The organism is Amycolatopsis dendrobii (assembly GCF_014145675.1).
In the GTDB taxonomy this organism is placed as follows: Bacteria; Actinomycetota; Actinomycetes; order Mycobacteriales; family Pseudonocardiaceae; genus Amycolatopsis; species Amycolatopsis dendrobii.
In genome coordinates this window covers 100,485-118,118 of sequence record NZ_JACGZW010000002.1, presented here as the reverse complement: position 1 = coordinate 118,118, position 17,634 = coordinate 100,485, and the positions used below count along the sequence as shown (strand labels likewise).

19 protein-coding genes are annotated in these 17,634 nt (G+C 68.1%); 10 read left to right on the top strand and 9 right to left on the bottom strand.

The window, feature by feature from the left end; genetic code table 11:
• Window positions 1–32: 32 nt before the first annotated feature.
• Window positions 33–632 carry a TetR/AcrR family transcriptional regulator gene (locus H4281_RS04620; protein ID WP_182889632.1) on the top strand — a complete coding sequence of 200 codons (600 nt, stop codon included), beginning with the start codon at window positions 33–35 and terminating at the stop codon, window positions 630–632.
• Here the strand turns inward: H4281_RS04620 and H4281_RS04615 are convergent.
• Window positions 629–979, bottom strand: coding sequence for an antibiotic biosynthesis monooxygenase family protein (locus tag H4281_RS04615; RefSeq protein ID WP_182889631.1), 351 nt, complete (start codon window positions 977–979; stop codon window positions 629–631). The genes H4281_RS04620 and H4281_RS04615 overlap by 4 nt on opposite strands.
• A gap of 207 nt (window positions 980–1,186) precedes the next feature.
• On the opposite strand from H4281_RS04615, the gene H4281_RS04610 reads away from it, so the two are divergent.
• Both H4281_RS04610 and H4281_RS04605 read left to right on the top strand, forming a co-directional pair.
• The gene (locus tag H4281_RS04610) at window positions 1,187–2,374 is read left to right on the top strand and encodes a cytochrome P450 (RefSeq protein ID WP_182889630.1); all 1,188 of its coding nucleotides are present in this window, start codon (window positions 1,187–1,189) and stop codon (window positions 2,372–2,374) included.
• A 93-nt stretch (window positions 2,375–2,467) separates the two neighbouring features.
• Window positions 2,468–2,851, top strand: a complete 384-nt coding sequence (locus tag H4281_RS04605) for a hypothetical protein (RefSeq protein ID WP_182890210.1) — start codon at window positions 2,468–2,470, stop codon at window positions 2,849–2,851.
• Between the two features lie 4 nt (window positions 2,852–2,855).
• On the opposite strand, the gene H4281_RS04600 is transcribed toward H4281_RS04605, so the two are convergent.
• Both H4281_RS04600 and H4281_RS04595 read right to left on the bottom strand, forming a co-directional pair.
• On the bottom strand, window positions 2,856–3,797 hold the full coding sequence (locus tag H4281_RS04600; RefSeq protein ID WP_182889629.1) for an MBL fold metallo-hydrolase: 942 nt from the start codon (window positions 3,795–3,797) through the stop codon (window positions 2,856–2,858).
• 9 nt (window positions 3,798–3,806) lie between these two features.
• A complete protein-coding gene (locus H4281_RS04595) occupies window positions 3,807–4,796 on the bottom strand; it encodes a fumarylacetoacetate hydrolase family protein (RefSeq protein WP_182889628.1) in 990 nt (329 codons plus the stop codon).
• A 120-nt stretch (window positions 4,797–4,916) separates the two neighbouring features.
• Between H4281_RS04595 and H4281_RS04590 the strand changes: the two genes are divergently transcribed.
• Window positions 4,917–5,516 (top strand): TetR/AcrR family transcriptional regulator, encoded by a 600-nt coding sequence (locus H4281_RS04590; protein ID WP_182889627.1) that lies wholly within the window; start codon window positions 4,917–4,919, stop codon window positions 5,514–5,516.
• On the opposite strand, the gene H4281_RS04585 is transcribed toward H4281_RS04590, so the two are convergent.
• From H4281_RS04585 to H4281_RS04560, 6 genes are read right to left on the bottom strand one after another with little or no spacing between them, the layout of a single operon-like run.
• Entirely contained in the window at window positions 5,513–6,391 is an 879-nt protein-coding gene (locus H4281_RS04585; protein ID WP_182889626.1) for an SMP-30/gluconolactonase/LRE family protein, read from the bottom strand. The two genes, H4281_RS04590 and H4281_RS04585, sit on opposite strands and share 4 nt — an antisense overlap.
• A 1-nt stretch (window position 6,392) precedes the next feature.
• Window positions 6,393–7,874, bottom strand: a complete 1,482-nt coding sequence (locus tag H4281_RS04580; protein WP_182889625.1) for a CoA transferase — start codon at window positions 7,872–7,874, stop codon at window positions 6,393–6,395.
• The gene (locus H4281_RS04575) at window positions 7,871–8,728 is read right to left on the bottom strand and encodes a 3-hydroxyacyl-CoA dehydrogenase NAD-binding domain-containing protein (protein WP_182889624.1); all 858 of its coding nucleotides are present in this window, start codon (window positions 8,726–8,728) and stop codon (window positions 7,871–7,873) included. Before H4281_RS04575 ends, H4281_RS04580 begins: the two co-directional genes overlap by 4 nt.
• A gap of 14 nt (window positions 8,729–8,742) precedes the next feature.
• A complete protein-coding gene (locus H4281_RS04570; protein ID WP_182889623.1) occupies window positions 8,743–9,906 on the bottom strand; it encodes an acyl-CoA dehydrogenase family protein in 1,164 nt (387 codons plus the stop codon).
• Window positions 9,907–9,919: 13 nt separating this feature from the next.
• Window positions 9,920–11,092, bottom strand: a complete 1,173-nt coding sequence (locus H4281_RS04565; protein WP_182889622.1) for an acyl-CoA dehydrogenase family protein — start codon at window positions 11,090–11,092, stop codon at window positions 9,920–9,922.
• A 3-nt stretch (window positions 11,093–11,095) separates the two neighbouring features.
• Window positions 11,096–12,262 carry a CaiB/BaiF CoA transferase family protein gene (locus H4281_RS04560; protein WP_182889621.1) on the bottom strand — a complete coding sequence of 389 codons (1,167 nt, stop codon included), beginning with the start codon at window positions 12,260–12,262 and terminating at the stop codon, window positions 11,096–11,098.
• Window positions 12,263–12,391: 129 nt separating this feature from the next.
• On the opposite strand from H4281_RS04560, the gene H4281_RS04555 reads away from it, so the two are divergent.
• The 6 genes from H4281_RS04555 (at window position 12,392) to H4281_RS04530 (ending at window position 17,632) form a co-directional block, all read left to right on the top strand.
• The gene (locus tag H4281_RS04555; RefSeq protein ID WP_182889620.1) at window positions 12,392–13,267 is read left to right on the top strand and encodes a LysR family transcriptional regulator; all 876 of its coding nucleotides are present in this window, start codon (window positions 12,392–12,394) and stop codon (window positions 13,265–13,267) included.
• A 124-nt stretch (window positions 13,268–13,391) separates the two neighbouring features.
• The gene (locus H4281_RS04550) at window positions 13,392–14,792 is read left to right on the top strand and encodes a fatty acid desaturase (protein ID WP_182889619.1); all 1,401 of its coding nucleotides are present in this window, start codon (window positions 13,392–13,394) and stop codon (window positions 14,790–14,792) included.
• Entirely contained in the window at window positions 14,792–14,983 is a 192-nt protein-coding gene (locus H4281_RS04545) for a ferredoxin (RefSeq protein ID WP_182889618.1), read from the top strand. The genes H4281_RS04550 and H4281_RS04545 overlap by 1 nt, the downstream gene beginning before the upstream one ends.
• Window positions 14,980–16,194 (top strand): NAD(P)/FAD-dependent oxidoreductase, encoded by a 1,215-nt coding sequence (locus H4281_RS04540; RefSeq protein WP_182889617.1) that lies wholly within the window; start codon window positions 14,980–14,982, stop codon window positions 16,192–16,194. Before H4281_RS04545 ends, H4281_RS04540 begins: the two co-directional genes overlap by 4 nt.
• 43 nt (window positions 16,195–16,237) lie before the next feature.
• A complete protein-coding gene (locus H4281_RS04535) occupies window positions 16,238–16,861 on the top strand; it encodes a TetR/AcrR family transcriptional regulator (protein ID WP_182889616.1) in 624 nt (207 codons plus the stop codon).
• Between the two features lie 42 nt (window positions 16,862–16,903).
• Complete coding sequence (locus tag H4281_RS04530; protein ID WP_182889615.1) at window positions 16,904–17,632, top strand: SAM-dependent methyltransferase; 729 nt, start codon at window positions 16,904–16,906, stop codon at window positions 17,630–17,632.
• Window positions 17,633–17,634: the final 2 nt, after the last annotated feature.

Here is a 17,634-nt window from a genome sequence, read left to right as displayed (position 1 = left end):
CGTAGGCGCATGAACCCTGCGAGACTGACCGGGTGACCGGATTGCGCGAACGGAAGAAGCAGGCCACTCGGGTCGCCTTGCGCGAAGCAGCCCTGCGGCTGGCGATCGAACACGGGCCGGCGAACGTGCGCGTCGACGACATCGCCGAAGCGGCCGGAGTGTCGCCGCGGACTTACAACAACTACTTCTCCAGCCGCGAGGAAGCGATCGTCGCGGCGGTCACCGCGGACCGCGAGAACCGGATCGCCGCCGCTGTCGCCGAGCGCTCGCCGGACACCCGGCTGGCCGAGGCGATCCCCGACGCGATCGCGGAGCAGTACACGGATCCCGGCGGGCAGAGCCGCGACGCCCTCTTGCTGATCACCACGGATCCCGGGCTGCGCACGGCATTTCTCGACGCTCCGGCCGCTCTCGAAGACCCGCTGCAGGAGGTGATCGCGGCCCGGGTCGGCGACCCGCGGACCGCGCGCGTGCTGGCCGCGTCCGTCGCCGCGGCAGTCCGGGTCGCACTGGAGCAGTGGACGCAACCGGCAGGCAACGGCCTGGTGGTCGTGTCCGGCTCGCTGCCGGATCTGCTGCGGCGAACGCTCGAACCGCTCGTTCCGGCGCTCGACGCCGCGGAAGCGAGCTAGACCGCGATCTCCTCGAAGATGTGCGAGTACGACACGATGTCGTCGGGAAACTCGGCCGCCACCCGCTGGAATTCGGGGTTGCTCAACGCCGCGGCGAGCGCCTCGGTCGATTCCCAGACCGCGACGTTCAGCAGCAGTTGACTCCCCGCCGTTCCCTGGTGCATCCGCAGCGAGACGAATCCGGGCTGAGCCCTCATGAACTCGGCCTGCTTCCGGAATAGCGCCAGGAACTCGGCAGTCCGCTCCTTCGGGACGACGAAGGTGTTGGCGAGGACGATCTGCCCGGTCTTCTCCTTGAACTGAGCGAACATCGGCGTATGCGGGTCGAGGCTCTGCAACTTGGCCATTCCGGCACTTCTCCTTGCTGTCGACTGAATCTAGCGCTGCTAGATACTGGTTCGACGCTAGCACTGCTGCCGCTCGATTGTCTAGCAGTGCTAGCACTAGGCCAGGCCGGTGATTCCCCATCCACTCGCCGTTCAGCTCCAACATTGTCTTCACAACTTTATGAACGCTGTGTACCTTCTGAACTATTCAGAGGGGAAGGAGCGACGATGACCCGTCAGGCAGGACTCCCGCTCGCAAGGGGCGCGTGTCCGTTCGATCCGGTGCCGGCCCAGCGCACGCAGGCTCCGGTCGAGCCGCTGACGTATCCGGACGGCACCCAAGGCTGGTTCGTCACCGGGTACCACGAAGTACGGGCGGTGCTCGCGGACAAACGGATGTCCGCACGCGCGGAACTGGCGAAGATTCCGTTCGATTTCGGCCCGCTGCCGCCGCCGAAGCCCGCCGACCCGGGGGTGTTCACCGGAATGGACGACCCGGACCACCACCGCTACCGCAAGCTGCTGACCGGGGCGTTCACCGTGCACCGGATGCGCACACTGGAGGACCGCGTCGCCGAGATCGTCGATGCCCACCTCGACGCGATGGCCGCCGCGGACGGTCCGGTCGACCTGGTGGAAGCGTTTGCGCGGCCGGTGCCGTCGCTGGTGATCTGCGAGTTGCTCGGCGCGCCGTACGAACGCCGTGCCGAGTTCGACGGCTACACCACCACGATGTTCTCGAAGGACGTGCCGATCGCCGAGCGGATCGACGCGACCCAGGGCGTCGTCGCGTTCATCGCCGAGCAGATCGAGGAGAAGCGCGCGAACCCGGGCGACGACCTGCTGTCCGACCTGGTCCGCGGCGGGGAGCTGACCGACGAGGAACTCGCCAACATCGGCATGATGCTGCTGGTCGCCGGATTCGAGACGACCCGCAACATGATCGCGCTCGGCACGCTGGCGCTGCTGGAGAACCCGGAGCAGCTGGCGAAGTTCAAGGCCGATCCGGAGCTCACCGCGGGCACGGTCGAGGAACTGATGCGCTACCTCAGCGTGATCCACATCGGGCCGATCCGCACCGCGCTCGAAGACGTCGAACTCGGCGGTATGACGATCAAGGCGGGCGATCCGATCGTCATGTCGCTTCCGGTCGCCAACCGGGATCCGGAGAAGTTCCCGGACCCGGACCGCCTTGACGTCACGCGCAAGGCGACCGGGCAGCTCGGCTTCGGCCACGGTGTGCACCAATGTCTCGGGCAGCAGCTGGCGCGGGTCGAGATGCGGATCGCGTTGTTCCGGCTGTTCGCGCGGTTTCCGGACCTACGGCTCGCGGTGCCGTTCGCCGAGGTGGACCTGCCGCACGACGCGTCGATCTACGGTCCGGTGCGGCTGCCGGTGACCTGGCGGCGGGAGTAGCCTGGCAGCGGCGGGCCGAACACCGGGATCGAGGTTTTCCAAGCTGTGCATGCGATTGCTCTGATTGGCGCCTTCACGTTCGTCTGGTTCGGGATGGTGCTCGCCATCTCGTTCCTGGAAGCCCCGCTGAAGTTCCGCGCGCCGGGGGTCACCATCCCGATCGGCCTCGGCATCGGCCGGATCGTGTTCCGCGCCTTGAACATCGCCGAGGTGCTGCTCGCGGCGGCGGTCGTGGTCACGGTGGTGGCCGGGCAGCCGGGTACCGCCGTGACGGTGCTGGCGGCGGTGGCGGCAGTGGTGCTGATCGGGCAACTGGGGGCGGTCCGTCCGGCGTTGAACCGGCGGACGGACCGCGTCCTCGCCGCCCCGGAAGGCGTGGAGCTGCCGCGCTCCCGCGCGCATTTCGTTTACCTCGCCGCGGAAACCGTGAAAGTGCTCGTGCTGCTGGCGCTCGGGATCCTGACCGTGGCGGGTTAGCGGCTCACGCGAACCCTTCCAGTTCCGCGATGCGGCGGAACACCTCGCGGGTGTCCACGCGCTCCATCTCCGGGTCGAGTTCGTAGTACACCGCGAGCACGTTCTGCGCGAGGCGGCCCCGTTCGTCGAGGTCCGCGAACCGGCCCAGCGAGATGTCCCGCATCGCCTCCTCCGAGGTCATCCCCCGGCGGTGCCGGTCGGCGGCCTCGGCCCGCACCCACTGCAGGTAATCGCGGACCGAACGGATGCCGTCGGCGTCGGTGACCGGGCCGTGGCCGGGGACGACGAACTCGGCGTCCATCTTGAGCATCGCGTCGCAGGCGGCGATCCAGTTCGTCACCGGTCCCGCCCAGGTGATCGGGGTGCCGCCGATGAACAGCAGGTCTCCCGCGTAGAGCACGCCCTCGTCGGGGACCAGCACAACGCTGTCGCCCTCGGTGTGCGCGGGGCCGAGGCAGCGGATTTCCACCGCGACGCCGCCGATGTCGAGCTTCAGCTGCTCGGCGAACGTCCGGGTCGCCGGGGTCGCGGTGATGGAGTCGAAGTCGAACGGATGGAGGATGTGCTGGGCGAAGCGGCCCAGCGGGCCTTCCTGACCCACCAGGCCGCGCATGAGGTCGGGGCCGTTGGTGCGCATCTCTTCCGCCGTGGCTTCGGACGCGATGATGGAGGCGTCGGCGACCAGTTCGTTGCCGAACCAGTGGTCTCCGTTCGCGTGCGTGTTCACGACTGTCTTGATAGGACTGTCCACTGTGGTTTCGCGAAGCCCGTCGAGCAGCTCGCGGGTCATCGGCACGTCGAAGAGCGTGTCGACCAGGAGGGATTCTCCGGTGCCAGCGATCAGTCCGGCGTTGCTCCAGCCCCAGGTTCCGTCCGGGACCAGCCAGGCCGAACAGTGTTCGGTGAGCCGGTGATGTCCTTTGGTGTAGGGAATTTCGTTGGGCATGCCTGCCTCCTAGCGGACGTGCACTTCAGGTGCACCCTGATACGAAGCCAATCCCGCACCGTCCGGCGCGATCTGCCGTGGTCCCACCGGGTTCCGCAGCGCACCGATGCCAGATGCGGCGAGTTCCACCACATCGCCCGGCTGGATCCAGCGGTCCAGTTCCAGCCCGCATCCGCCGCCGACGGTGCCGAGCCCGAAAAATTCGCCGGGATAAACGTCTTCGTCCAGCGACGCCCATGCGAGCACTTCCGCGAACGAGAACTGGCGGTCCTTTGTGGACCCCGATGCCCAGACCTCACCGTTGACCGCGGCCGTCATCCGCACCGCCCATTCGTCGACCTCGTCCATCGTGAGCACGCACGGCCCCATCGCGGTGCAGAAGTGTTTTCCTTTGGACGGACCGATGGTCATGCTCATCTCGAACATCTGGATGTCGCGGGCGCTGACGTCGTTGAAGATCGTGACCCCGGCAATGCGTCCGGCCGCCTCGGCTGGCGTGAGGTTCCGGCCGCCGCCGGAGGTGAAGAACCCCAGTTCGAGTTCGAAGTCGAGCTGCGCGGTGTAGGACGGCCACAGCAACGGCTCGTCGGGCCCGATCACCGTCTCGACGTTGCCCTGGTAGCAGATCGGCATCGCCGCGAAGGCAGGCGGAACGTCGAGGCCAGAGCCCTGGGCGTGCTGCGTATAGGTCAGATAGTCGCGGATCCGGCGTGGCCTCGGCACCGGCGCGAGCAGGCGGACTTCCTCTCGCGGAAGGACTGCTGGACGACCTTCGTCGACCAAGACCTCGCCCTTTTCGGTCGCTGCGCCGGCGAGCTGAAGCGCCTGCTCAGCCCTTCCGCGCGCCTCCGCCCCGCCCTCGAAGAAGGCGACCATCTCGGTCGCGGCTTCGGCTCCGGCCTTCGCCGCCCGCAAGACCCGCGCCGGATCCACCACGACGTCGCCATGCAGCACACCGAGCCTGGCCGCGCCCGCGGATTCGTAGGTGACCAGCCGCATCGCCGCCTCCTTGAACTGGAGTATAAGTTTGGACCTGCGTCCAATTTATGCCGCGACGTAAGTAGCGTCAAGGGCGCCATTCAGCAGGCGCCGCGCGGAAATGATGGTTGACTGCGAGGCATGACGGCAGAAGCGACGAGCGATCGGCGGACCAGGCAGCGACACGAACGCCGCGACCGGCTGTTCCAGGCGGCCGTGGAGCTGTTCGTGGAACGCGGCTACGAGAACACGACGATGGAGGACATCGCCGAGCGCGCCGACACCGCGCGCGCCACCGTGTTCAACCACTTCCAGCGCAAGACGGCGTTCCTCGACGAGTGGAGCCTGCGCCGCCGCGAACGCGCGATGACCGCGGTGCGCGCCGAGAACCTGGAAGACCGGCCGCTGCGCGAGGTGCTCAGCCGGTATCTGATCGAACTGGCGCGCAACAGCCTCGACTCCCGAGCGGAAACCGTCGCCTGCATGGGCGCGGCGATCCACTCCACCAACGTGTTCGGCAATCCGGAACTGGCACGTCAATTCGGCGCGTTCGTCGCGCGGGCGCAGGAGACGGGGGAAATCCGGCCGGATATCGATCCGGCACAAGCGGGACTGCTGCTGGCGACGGCATATTTCGGAACGCTCAGCTCATGGATCGAGAGCGAGGCGGCGCCGTTTGATCTCCAGGAGCACTTGCTGCACATGCTGGAGATGATTTTGCGCGGTATCGCGGTGCGTTAACGCCGAATCCCGGCGATCCCGGACAACAACTCGCCCATATCGATCACCACCCGCGATGCGCCGCCGTCCAGTGGCACCGCGGTGATCCGGCCGCCGAGGTCGGACACGTAAGCGACCTCGTCGTCCACCGCCAGGCCGATCGCCTCGGTGAAGCCGCTCGCCAGGATCTCGGGCTCGGCGCCTTTCTCCCCCGGGGCGGGAATCGGTGCTCGGTTCAGCGTGTTGCCCTTCGGGGCCGCGCCGCGGTCGGTCCAGTACAGGTATCCGCCGTGGATCTCCAGGTCGATCGGTTCCGGCAGGTGATCCCACAGGGTCTCGATGTCGGACCGGTCGCGTGCGGTCTCCCCCGACGGAATCTCCAGTCCAGCACGGAAAATCCGGCCGACGCCGCCCTTCGCCGGGCCCTTCTGCGTCCAGTAGAGCTGCGTAGCGTCGACAGTGACGCCGACACATTCCTGCATCCCGCTGTCGTCCGGCTCGTTCACGATCAGGTCCGTGAGCCCCGTGCCATCCGGATTGACCCGGGTGATCCGATAGCCTTCCCGGTCGCCCCAATACAGAGAACCGTTGTACGCCAATTGTTTCCCGGTGGTCAGAGTTCCATTCGGGACGACATCGCGTGCGCCGGTGCCGTCGAAGGAAACCGCGTGCAGACCGCCGTTTCGCGCCGAGTAGTCGAGGCCGGCCTCACCCGGCACCGACGGGTCGCGCGAAGGCATGCCCATGGTGGTCCAGTAAACAGTGCCATCGGCGACGACAACGCCATCCGGTGAGACGCCGGCGTCTTTGTACAGCGGGGTAACCTGCCCGTCGGGAAGTCCGACGCGGTAAATCGTCCCGGTGCGAATGCCCAGCACCACTAGCTCGCTGAACATGTCACCTCCACTCTGGACGGTGCGATCCCCTCGGGATCAACGGATTCGTGTAATAGCCCGGAGTCTCGGACATCCGGATTTGTTCGGTGACGCCGCGGTAGCGACCGAGCGGGGTGTCCGCGGTGAATGTCTCGGGATCGAAGTATTCGTGCCCTGGTGCGACACCGGCGACCTCCGCGGCGTAGCCCTTGTCGAAGATTCCCAGGCTCAGCAACCACAAGGCGACGCGCGTGAGCGAAACCTGCACCCGATAAGAACCGCCCCACTCGGCGCGAAGCATGAGTGCGCGCAGGATTCCCAGTTGCAGGAACCATGACGTGATGTAGTCATTCACCACTGGCACGGCCGGCAGCGACGGAACTCCGCCCTCGCCTTCCAGCAGCATGACTCCGGACAGGCAGCCGGCCGTCTGGTCGAAGCCGACCCGTCCGGACCACGGGCCGGTGCCGCCGTTGAGCGTCACCTCGGCGTGGATGATTCCGGGCCGGATCTCGGCGGCGGTTTCCGCGTCGAGTCCGTGCCGCGCAAGGTATCCGGGGCGGCGGTTGGCGTAGAAGATGTCCGCGCCGGCGAGCAGCCAGTGCATTCGCTCTTGATCGGCCGGGCGGCGGAAATCGAGCCGGGTGGAGCGAACGCCCACATTGGACGTCGCGTACAGCAGCGGCAGTTCGTATTCGCCCGGGTCCCACACGTTCAGCACGTCCGCGCCGTGCAATGCCAAAGCCCGGCCACAGCCGGCACCCGCGATGATGTGCGCCCGGCCGAGTGCGCGGATTCCTTCGAGCGGCGTGGAAGGGTTGGGGTGCAATGGCTCCGGCGGGCTATCGCCGATCCGCTCGACGATCACCGGCGGCATCGTCGAGAGCACCGATTGGTACTGCTCGGTCGCCATCAGCTCTTCGGTCGTCCGCACCACCGGCATGATGACACCGGCGGCCTCCGCGGCGTCCTCCAGCTCGAACGAGTTCCACTGCGCGATCGCTTGCCGCACCACGGCATCCCGCTCAGGAACGCCGAGGAGCGCGGCGGCGTCGTTGCGCAGCTTCGGATACGGGCTGATCGGGTGCACCCAGCGGCCGTCCGCGGTGGCGTAGAAGCGGTCAGTGCCAAAGGCGGGATCGACGCGCGCCGGATCGCCCTGCGGGTAGCCGTCGAGCAGTTCCCATTTCTTGTCGTAGAACGGGCACAGCCGGTGCGGCGCGGTCCGCAGGTCCATCGAAATGTCCTGCCCGCGTCCGCCGCGCAGCTGCCAGATTTTAGCCACCGCAACGGATTTCGCCGCCAGCGCGATGGACGTCGCCCCGGCCAGCCGCAGCGCGCCCGGCAGCACCGGGTCAGCCCCGGTGAACTCAATCTGGCCACCAGCGTCGGATTCTTGCAGGCCGACCGAACCCAGCAAGTCGGCGAGCGGCTGGTGCAGATCGTATTCGTCAGTGGTCGCAGGGTTGGCGAGCGAGGCCTCGAGTTGCTCGGTGAGGCTCATTCCTTCTCCAGCGCGTCCAGCAGCGCGCGGGTCCGGCTGTCGCGCGCTTCGACCCGCTCGGCGTAGGTGTCCGCGGCCCCGTAGGTCTGCTCGACCTCGTCGATCACCGCATCGAGGTGTTCCCGGTCCGGACGGCCGATCTCGAACTTCATCTGCGAGCCGACGTGAGTCACCAGGTGCCGGATCCCGTCCGGGCCGCCGCCGAGGTGCATGCTCTCGAACGGCCCGATGGTCGCCCACCGCGGCCCGAGCGACGCCTTGACCAGCTCGTCCAGGTCGCCCGCGGAAATCACGCCCTGCTGCACGAGGTACATCGCCTGGTCGTTGAAGACCTTCTGCAGCCGGTTCCCGACGAAGCCGGGCACTTCCTTCTTCAGCGTGATCGGCTTCTTGCCCAGCCCGCGATAGACCTCGACGGCCTTTGCCACGGTCTCCGAAGAGGTCGAGACCCCGGGCACCACCTCGACCAGCGGCATCAGCTCCGGCGGGTTGAAGGGATGCCCGATGACGATCCGCGAGGCCGCCGCGTTGCCCTCGGCGATCACCGAGGGCAACAGCGACGACGAGGAGGACGCCAGTACCACGTCGTCACGCGTGGCGGCGGCGAGCGTCGCGAACATTTCCCGCTTCAGCTCGATCCGCTCCGGGCCCGACTCCTGGACGAAGTCGGCGCCTTCGGCGGCTTCCGCGAGGTCCGCGACTGCCGTAGCGGGCAGCCCGGCGAGGTCGCGAGAGACGATTTCCCGCAGGTCCGGGCGTGGATCAGTGACCCGCACCGTCCAGCCGGCCTCGGCGAACAGCCGAGCCCACGACACTCCGATGACCCCTGCGCCGACGATCGCGACGACCGGCATGGCGCGCTCCTTTCTCAGGCGGTGACCGCGTCCGCGTTGTTGAGCAGCGCGCTCGGCGGCGTCAGCAACGCGTCCGACGCTAGCGCGCGGCGGCGGGCCGCGCTCACTCCGCCGTAACTCTCCGTGATGGCGATGAGGCGCGCCGCGTGGTGCGCGACCTCTGATTCGTAAGTCATTCCGATGCCGCCGTGCAGCTGGACGATCTCCTCGGCGGTCGCGGTCGCCGCGTCGCACACGAACACGAACGCGTCGTCAGCCGCGGCATCAAGGTCCACAGTGGAGGCGCCGTTGTCGTACGCCTCGACCGTCGCGGTGGCCCACAGCGCCAGCGAACGGGCCAGCTCGACCTTCGCGTACAGGTCGGCGGCACGGTGCACGAGCGCCTGGAACGCCGCCAGCGGAACGCCGAACTGCTTGCGGGTCTTGAGGTACTCGACGGTCATCGCGAGCCCGGTCTCCATCAGGCCGATCGCCTCGCCGGTCACCGCGACTCGCACCCGCGAGAACGCGCGACGCAACGCGGCCGATACGTCAGCTTCCGAGGTGCCGAGGAGAACCGCAGGCGTACCAGCGAATTCGACCTGCGACGTGTGACCCCAGTCCGCGGCCCGGCCGTCCACGCGAGTGATGCCTTCAGCGGTCGCCTCGACCAGGTACACCCCGGTGCGGCCGTTCTCGTCGACCGCGGTGACCAGGAACTTGTCGGCTTGATCGGCGTTGCGCACCGGCGACTTCGTGCCGGAAAGCGCGGAACCGCTCGCCGACACCGACGGAGCGACGCCCCACGGACGTCCCGGTTCGGCGTGCGCGACCGCGATCGTCGTGCCGCCGCTGGCGAGCAGCGGCAGCAGCTCCTTGACCTGGTCGTCGGTGCCCAGTTCGGCGATGATCCACGACGGCAGGAACACGCCGTCGAGCAGCGGTTCGGCCGCCGCGTGCTTGCCCATCGCCTCCAGCGTCGCGTAGACCTCGACCGGGCCCGCGCCCGCGCCGTCGTGGTCCGCGGAGATCGGGAGACCGGCGAGACCCAGCTCGCCGAGGGTGCTCCAGACCTGGTCGTTCCAGCCGAGCTCGCTGCTCGTCGCGGCCGCGCGGCCGCCTGCCGGGTAGCCGCGGCCGACCGCCGTGTCGACGGTCTCGAACAGCAGCTTCTGGTCTTCGTTGAATTCGAGGTTCATGAGTCGCCGTCCCTTACAGACCGAGGATCGTCTTCGCGATGACGCCGCGCTGGATTTCGTTGGAGCCGCCGAAAATCGACAGTTTCCGCTGGTTCAGGTACTGCGCCGCGGCCACGACCGCGGCCTCGTCGGCGCGCACCGGCGATTCGGTGTCCAGCAGCATGCCGTCGGACCCGGCCGCGCGCATGCGCAGCTTCGTCAGCGCCTGAAGGGCCTGCGTGCCCTCCATCTTGAGCAGCGACGACACCGGGCTCGGCTGGCCGTTTTCCGAGGCGGCGGTGACCCGCATCTGGGTCGCCTCCAGCGCGAGCAGCGTGGTCTTAGCGGTGTGCATGGCGGCGCGGAATTCCGCGTCGCCGGAGAGCGGACCGTCCTCGGTGGGCAGATCGGCGGCCGCGGCGGCGAGGTCGGCGAAGATCCGCTGACCGGTGCCGACCTGGGCGATGCCGTTGCGCTCGTTGCCGAGCAGGAACTTCGCGTACGTCCAGCCCTTGTTCTCCTCGCCGACGAGGTTCTCCGCCGGGATCACCACGTTGTCGAAGAAGAACTCGTTGACCTCGGCGGACCCGTCGACCAGTTTGATCGGACGGCGCTCGATGCCCGGCGTGTTCAGGTCGAGCAGCAGGAAGGACAGGCCCTGCTGTTTGCGCGGCGCGTCCGGGTTGGTCCGCGCGAGCACGAACATCCAGTCGCCGTACTGGCCGAGCGTGGTCCAGGTCTTCTGTCCATTGAGGACGTAGTGGTCGCCGTCGCGCTTCGCGGTGGTGCGCAGCCCGGCGAGGTCGGAACCGGCCTCCGGCTCGGAGAAGCCCTGCGACCACCAGATGTCGAGATTCGCGGTGGCCGGGAGGAACTTCTGCTTCTGCTCCTCGCTCCCGAACTCGGCGATGATCGGGCCGACCATGCTCGCGTTGAAGGCGAGCGGCTGCGGCACCGCGTTGCGCTGGAGTTCGGAGGCGTAAATGTGGGATTGCGTCGGAGTCCAATCGCGACCGCCCCACTTGACCGGCCAGTGCGGGACGGCCAGACCGTGCTCGTTCAGGATCCGCTGGCTCGTGACGATGTCGTCGCGCGTGATCAGGCCGAGCGCGCTGCGCTTGCGGATAACCTCTGGAATCGCGCCGAGGAACACCTCCCGCAATCCGTCCCGGAACGCGAGGTCCTCTTTAGACAGTTCGAGATCCATCGATCAAACCCCTTCAGTGGTGCGTACGGCTCCGACGACTTCGGCGGTGCTCGCTCCGGCGCGTTCGGCGTGCCTGCGGAACCCGGCCGGGGTCCGCGAGAAATGCAGCGGGCTCTCCACGACGCGGATCGTGCCCTCGGTCGGGTGTTCCCGCTCGGTGATCAGCCCGACTTCCTGAACGTACGGGTCGGTCGGCAGGTCGGCGATGTCGACGACGACCGCGTACGGAACGTCGTGGGCGGTCAGGTACTCCTCCCACTCCGCGGTGGTGCGGCTGGCGGAGTTGGCCAGCACCTTCTCCACTCCCGCGGTGAAAATCTCCCGGTCGATCACCGGGGAGTCCCAGGCCGGATCGGCCGCGGCGTCCTCGAGGCCGGCGCCGATCAGCAGCGTCCGCACGGCGTCGTTGGTGTAGGGCACCGCGGCGATCGCGCCGCCGTCGGCCGTGCGCATGGCCGCGTGCGTGTCGCTGAGCGAAAGCGGGTTGCCGACGTCACCGGCGGCTGGGACGAAGACGTCGCCCGCCAGGTGCTCGACCAGGTTGACCGCGATCATCGCGTCGGCCATCGCGAGTTCGACCTGCTGGCCCTTGCCGGTGCGCTGCTGGTCGAAGAGCGCGGCGAGCACGCCGTTGAGCAGGTACAGCGCGGCGGTCTTGTCGGCGATGAAGGTCGGGACGAACTGCAGTGTGCCGCCCGCCCGGTCCTGCAAGCTGACCAGGCCGGACGTGGCCTGGATGACCTCGTCGTAGGCGGGCCGGTTGGCGCGCGACGAGCCGGGCGCGAAACCCTGCGCGTGCGCGTAGACCAGGCGAGGGAAGCGTTCGCGCAGCTGCTCGTAGCCGAGGCCGAGCCGGTCGAGCGCGGCTGCGCGCATGTTGGTGACGAGGACGTCGGCGTCGGCGAGCAGGGCGAAGAGGTCTTCGCGGCCGGCGGGGTCCTTGAGGTCGAGTTCGATACTGCGTTTGTTCTGGTTGACCTGCATGTACAGCGGGGCCATCCCGGGCGTGCGGCCGGTGTTGGCCGGCGAGTGCCGGGCGACGTCGCGCAGCGGTTCGACCCGGATCACGTCGGCGCCGAAGTCGCCGAGGATCTGCGTGGCGTACGGGCCCATCACCGCGGACGACAGGTCGAGCACCTTAACCCCGGAAAGCGGTCCGGTGGCATCCATCTTCGCGGTCCTCCCGTTGACGATCTTTGCTTCACCACAGACGCTAAGCGCTTGCTCACCAGAAGGGAATGACCGAGTGCATCAGATCGGTATGACCACCGTGATAACACCGTGGGTACGCTGCTCAGCGTGGAGATTCACCACCTGCGGTACTTCCTCGCGGTCGCGCGCGAGCTGAACTTCACCCGTGCGGCGCGGGCGCTGAACATGTCCGTTCCGCCGCTCAGCCAGCGCATTCGCGACCTCGAACGCGAACTGGGGGAACCGCTGTTCGACCGTTCCACCCACCACACCCGGCTGTCCGAGGCCGGCGAAGCGCTGCTGCCGCTCGCCGAATCGGTCGTTTCGGGTTTCGACGCCATTCCGGTCCGGATGCGCACCCGCGACCAGCGCGCCGACGTCCGGCTCGCCATCCCCGACGTGCTCAACCCCGCGCACCGCCGCCAGCTCAGCGAATCGATCCGCGCGCTCGACGGCTCCTACCGGTTCACCCTGCGGCAGATGCCGTCGCTCGGAATGGAATCGGCGCTGCTCAGCAACTCGCTCGACCTCGCCGTGTCGCACCTGGGCACTTCCGACGACCGGCTGTCGACCATCGTCCTTTACCGCGAACCGCTCGGGGCCGTCGTGGACGCGTCGCGGTTTCCTGACCGGACCTCGCTCACCCTCGCCGATCTGCGCGGATTCCAGTATCTGCAGGGCCCGCGGCACTGGGATCTCGGCTCCCGGCGCGCGGAGCAGCTCGCCGCCAAGGGCGTGCTGGTCGATCCGGAAGCGCAGTTCTCCGACGTCAGCGGGTTGTTGATCTTCCTGCGCAGCACCAAAAGCTTCACCCTCGCGCCGGTCGAATCCGCGACCGCGCTGGCCCTGGATCCGAACGAATGCGCGGTCCTGCCGATCGACGATCTCGTCGCCACGCTCACCACGTTCCTGATCCGGCGCACCGCCGACACGCGGCTGGATCCCGTGGTCGAGGTGCTGCGGCACGCCCGCGTCCCCGACTGACCCGCGGACGAGGCCCCGTCCGCGGATTCACCCGGCCGTGGTGACTTTACATTTCATACCCTCTTGTCAATCGAGGTGTACATGTCTTACCTTCATGTAAAGCCAGCCAACGGAGGAGGGCGCGATGAGCGAGATGACCGGCACGGTGCCGCTGGGGTCGACCGAACGCTGGACCGACAAGAAGCGGTACCTGTGGCTGATCGGGCTGGTCGTGCCGTCGCTCGCGTTCCTCGCGATCGGCCTGCACGCCGCGACCGGCTGGGGCGTCTGGTTCTGGATCGGGCCGATCGTGATCCTGGCGATCGTGCCCGCGATCGACCTGGTCGCGGGCCTCGACCGGAGCAATCCGCCGGACGACGTGATCGAACGGCTCGAACAGGACCGCTACTACCGCTGGATCACCTACCTGTTCCTGCCGATCCAGTACGTCGGATTCGTCTTCGCGTTCTGGCTCATCGTCCGCGGCGAACTGTCCGTCGCGGACAAGATCGGGCTGGCGATCTCGATCGGCTGCATCGGCGGGATCGGCATCAACACCGCGCACGAACTGGGCCACAAGAAGGAAAGCCACGAGCGCTGGCTGTCGAAGATCGCGCTGGCGCAAAGCTTCTACGGGCACTTCTACATCGAGCACAACCGCGGCCACCACGTGCGCGTCGCGACTCCGGAGGACCCGGCGTCGAGCCGTGTTGGCGAGAGCTTCTACCGGTTCTGGCCGCGTACGGTGTTCGGCTCGCTGAAATCCGCGTGGGGACTGGAGCGCAAGCGTTACGCCCGTCGCGACAAGCATCCGTTCCGGATCGGCAATGACGTGCTCAACGCGTGGCTGATGTCCGCTGTGCTGTGGGTGGCGATGGTGGCCTGGCTCGGTGTCGGGATCCTGCCGTACCTGGTGATCCAGGCGGTGATCGGGTTCTCGCTGCTGGAAGTCGTGAACTACATGGAGCACTACGGGATGCTGCGTCAGAAGGTCGGGCCGCCGGAGCGCCGTCGCTACGAGCGCGTGGATCCCAGCCACAGCTGGAATTCCAACAACATCGCGACGAACGTCCTGCTGTACCACCTGCAGCGGCACAGCGATCACCACGCCAACCCGACGCGCCGCTACCAGACCCTGCGCGACTTCGCCGAATCTCCGGTGCTGCCGACCGGGTACGCCGGGATGATCGTGCTCGCGCTGTTCCCGCCGCTGTGGCGGCGAGTGATGGACCAGCGGGTGCTCAACCACTTCGACGGCGACATCAGCCGGGCGAACATCCAGCCGTCGAAGCGGGAGAAAATCCTTGCCCGGTATGGCTCTTCGGCTCACGAGGCGGTTTCCGTGCCGGAAGACGTGCGCGGCGACGCCAGCGAAGGCGGGATGTGCCCCGGTTGCGGATACGTGTACGACGAGCAGCGCGGCGACCCGCGTGAAGGCTTCCCGGCCGGTACGCCGTGGTCGTCCATTCCGGACAGTTGGTGCTGTCCCGACTGCGGCGTAAGGGAAAAGGTCGACTTCGTTGCTCCCGGAAGGATGAGTGTCTGATGCGGATCGAAGCGGATTTGAACAAGTGTGACGGCCTGGGCATGTGCGAAGCGATGGCCCCGGACTTCTTCGAGGTGGGCGACGAGGGCACGGTCGTGGTGCTCGACGGCAACCCCAGCGAGGAGCACCGGACCGATCTCGCCGCGGCGGTCGACGCCTGCCCGGTGCTAGCGCTGAAACTGGTGTCATGACGCTCGCGGTGGTGGGCGCGTCGCTGGCGGGACTGCGAGCGGTCGAATCGGCGCGGCGGATCGGATACGACGGGAAGATCGTGCTGATCGGCGCGGAGGACCGTCTGCCGTACGACCGGCCGCCGCTGTCGAAGGCCTTCCTCGCGGCGGACGGACCGGCTGCGGTGGAGCCGTTTCTCAGCGCGGACGACCTGCGCGAGCTCCGCGTCGAACTCCGGCTGGGCACTCCCGCGACCGGACTCGACCCGATCGCCAGGGAGATCCGCACCGGCGACACGACCGTCCCGTACGACGCGGCTGTCATCGCCACCGGAGCCGCCGCCCGCGTTCTCCCCGGCACCGACGAGATCTCCGGCATTCACTCGCTGCGCACCGCGGACGACGCCGCGGCCATTCGGTCCGCATTGGACAGTGGTGCTAGGACAGTCGTGATCGGTGCCGGGTTCATCGGATCGGAAGTCGCTTCAGCCGCACGCAAACGCGGCCTGCCAGTGTCCATTGTGGAAACACTGGAAACGCCGTTGGTCCGCGCGATCGGCCCCGAAGTCGGCGAGGTCTGCGCGGATCTGCATCGCACGGCAGGCACCGATCTCCGGCTGGGCACCAGGGTCACCGGCTTCACGTCGCAGGACGGTGCGGTGACCGGCGTCCAGCTGTCCACCGGCGAAGTCCTCCCAGCCGACCTCGTGGTCGCCGGAATCGGCGCGGCCCCGGCCACCGGCTGGCTGCGCGACAGCGGACTTCTGCTGCACGAACGCGACGGCGGCGTCATCTGCGACGGCACCCTCGCCGCCGCACACGGCGTTTATGCGGCCGGAGACGTCGCACACGTGGCGAACGCGCTGTTCGACGGCGAACTGATGCGGCTGGAACACTGGACGAACGCGGCCGAGCAGGGTGCCGCCGCGGCGCGGCACGCGCTGGACCCAGCGAGTGCCCGGGTGTTCAGCGCCGTGCCGTACTTCTGGTCCGATTGGTACTCGCACCGCATTCAGTTCGTCGGAACGCCGCGCGCGGACGAGGTCGTCGTCGCGGTCCCGGCGGAGCACGGCTTCACCGCGCTGTACCGCCGCGGCGACCGGCTCGTCGGCGCGTTCACCGTCGACCGGCCGCGCGACATCATGAAGTACCGCAAACGGATCGCCGCGCGAGCGCCGTGGTCCGAGGCAGTCGCCTTCGCGCTGGAAACAAAAGAACGCTGCGTGGCGTAGCCACTCGGTTGAGGGCGGTGGAGGGGAGGAAGGTGGAGATAAGATGACGGTCATGAGCGTGCTTCCGGTGCCCGCGGGCGGCCAGTACCGGCAGCCCATCATCACCGCCGCCATCGAACTCACCGCGAAATCCGGCTGGTCAGCGGTCACCATGGCGCGCTTGGCCGATCTGGTCGGGGTGAGCAGGCAGACCGTCTACAACGAGATCGGCTCGAAAACCGCGCTCGCCGAGGCGATGATCTCGCACGAGCTGCGCCGGTTCCTCGCGGTCGTGAGCACCGCGTTCGACCGGCATCCGGACGACCTGGTCGAGGCGATCTACGACGCCGTCCGCGCGGTGCTCGAACTGGCCGACGACAACATCCTGCTGCGCGCCATCGCCTCCGCGACACACGGCACCGACAACGAATTCCTGCCACTGCTGACCACCCGCGCCGGCACCTTGCTCACCGAAGCGAAAGCCGTCCTGCGCGGCCGGGTCCGCGGCTACGCGCCGCCACTCGACGACGGCCAGCTCACCGTGGTCATGGACCTCGTCGTGCGCACCGTGCTCAGCCACGTCATGCAGCCCTCAGGCACCCCCGCCGAAACCGCCGACGGCCTGGCCTGGGTCGCCGCGCGCGTGCTCGGCACCGCCCCGTCGGCCTCGATGCGCACCCGCTCGTAAACAAGATGCGCGGTCCTGCGCGCACGTGTCAGCGTGGCGCGCGTGAACCGTGAACGACTTTCCGCACTCGCCCACACCCGGCACCCCATCGCCGCCCCGATCAGCGACGACGAGGTCCAGCGCCTGCTCGCTCGCAGCATCCCGCGCGAGGACGCTGTTGTCCTGGACCTGGGCTGCGGTGGTGCCGAATGGCTCATCCGCGCCCTCACCGCGTACCCGAAGCTCCGCGCGGTCGGCGTCGACACCTCGGAATTCGCCCTCGCCCGCGCCCGCTCCGCGGCGACCGAACGAGGCGTCGCCGACCGCCTGACCCTCCACCAGCGCTCCGCCACCGAATTCCCCGCCGCAGCCGAGTTCGACACCGTCCTGTGCATCGGCTCTACCCACGCCTTCGGCGGGTTGACGGACACCCTCGCCGCACTGCGAACCCACGTCCGCCCTGGCGGCCGCGCCCTGATCGGCGACGCCTACTGGGAAGCCGAGCCAACCCCCGCCGCCCTCGAGATCTTCGGCGACCTGCCAGACCTGCCGGAACTGCTCGACCAGATGGTTTCCGCCGGCTGGACGCCGACCCACGGCCACACCAGCACCCGCGGCGAACTGGACTCCTACGAATGGTCGTGGACCGGCAGCCTCACCGAGTGGGCCCTCGACCACCCGGAAGACCCAGACCAGGCCGAAGCCCTCGCCGCCGCGGCCACCCACCGCGACGAGTGGCTCCGCGACTACCGGCATTCGTTCGGCTTCGCGTGCGTCGTGCTGCGCGCTTGACA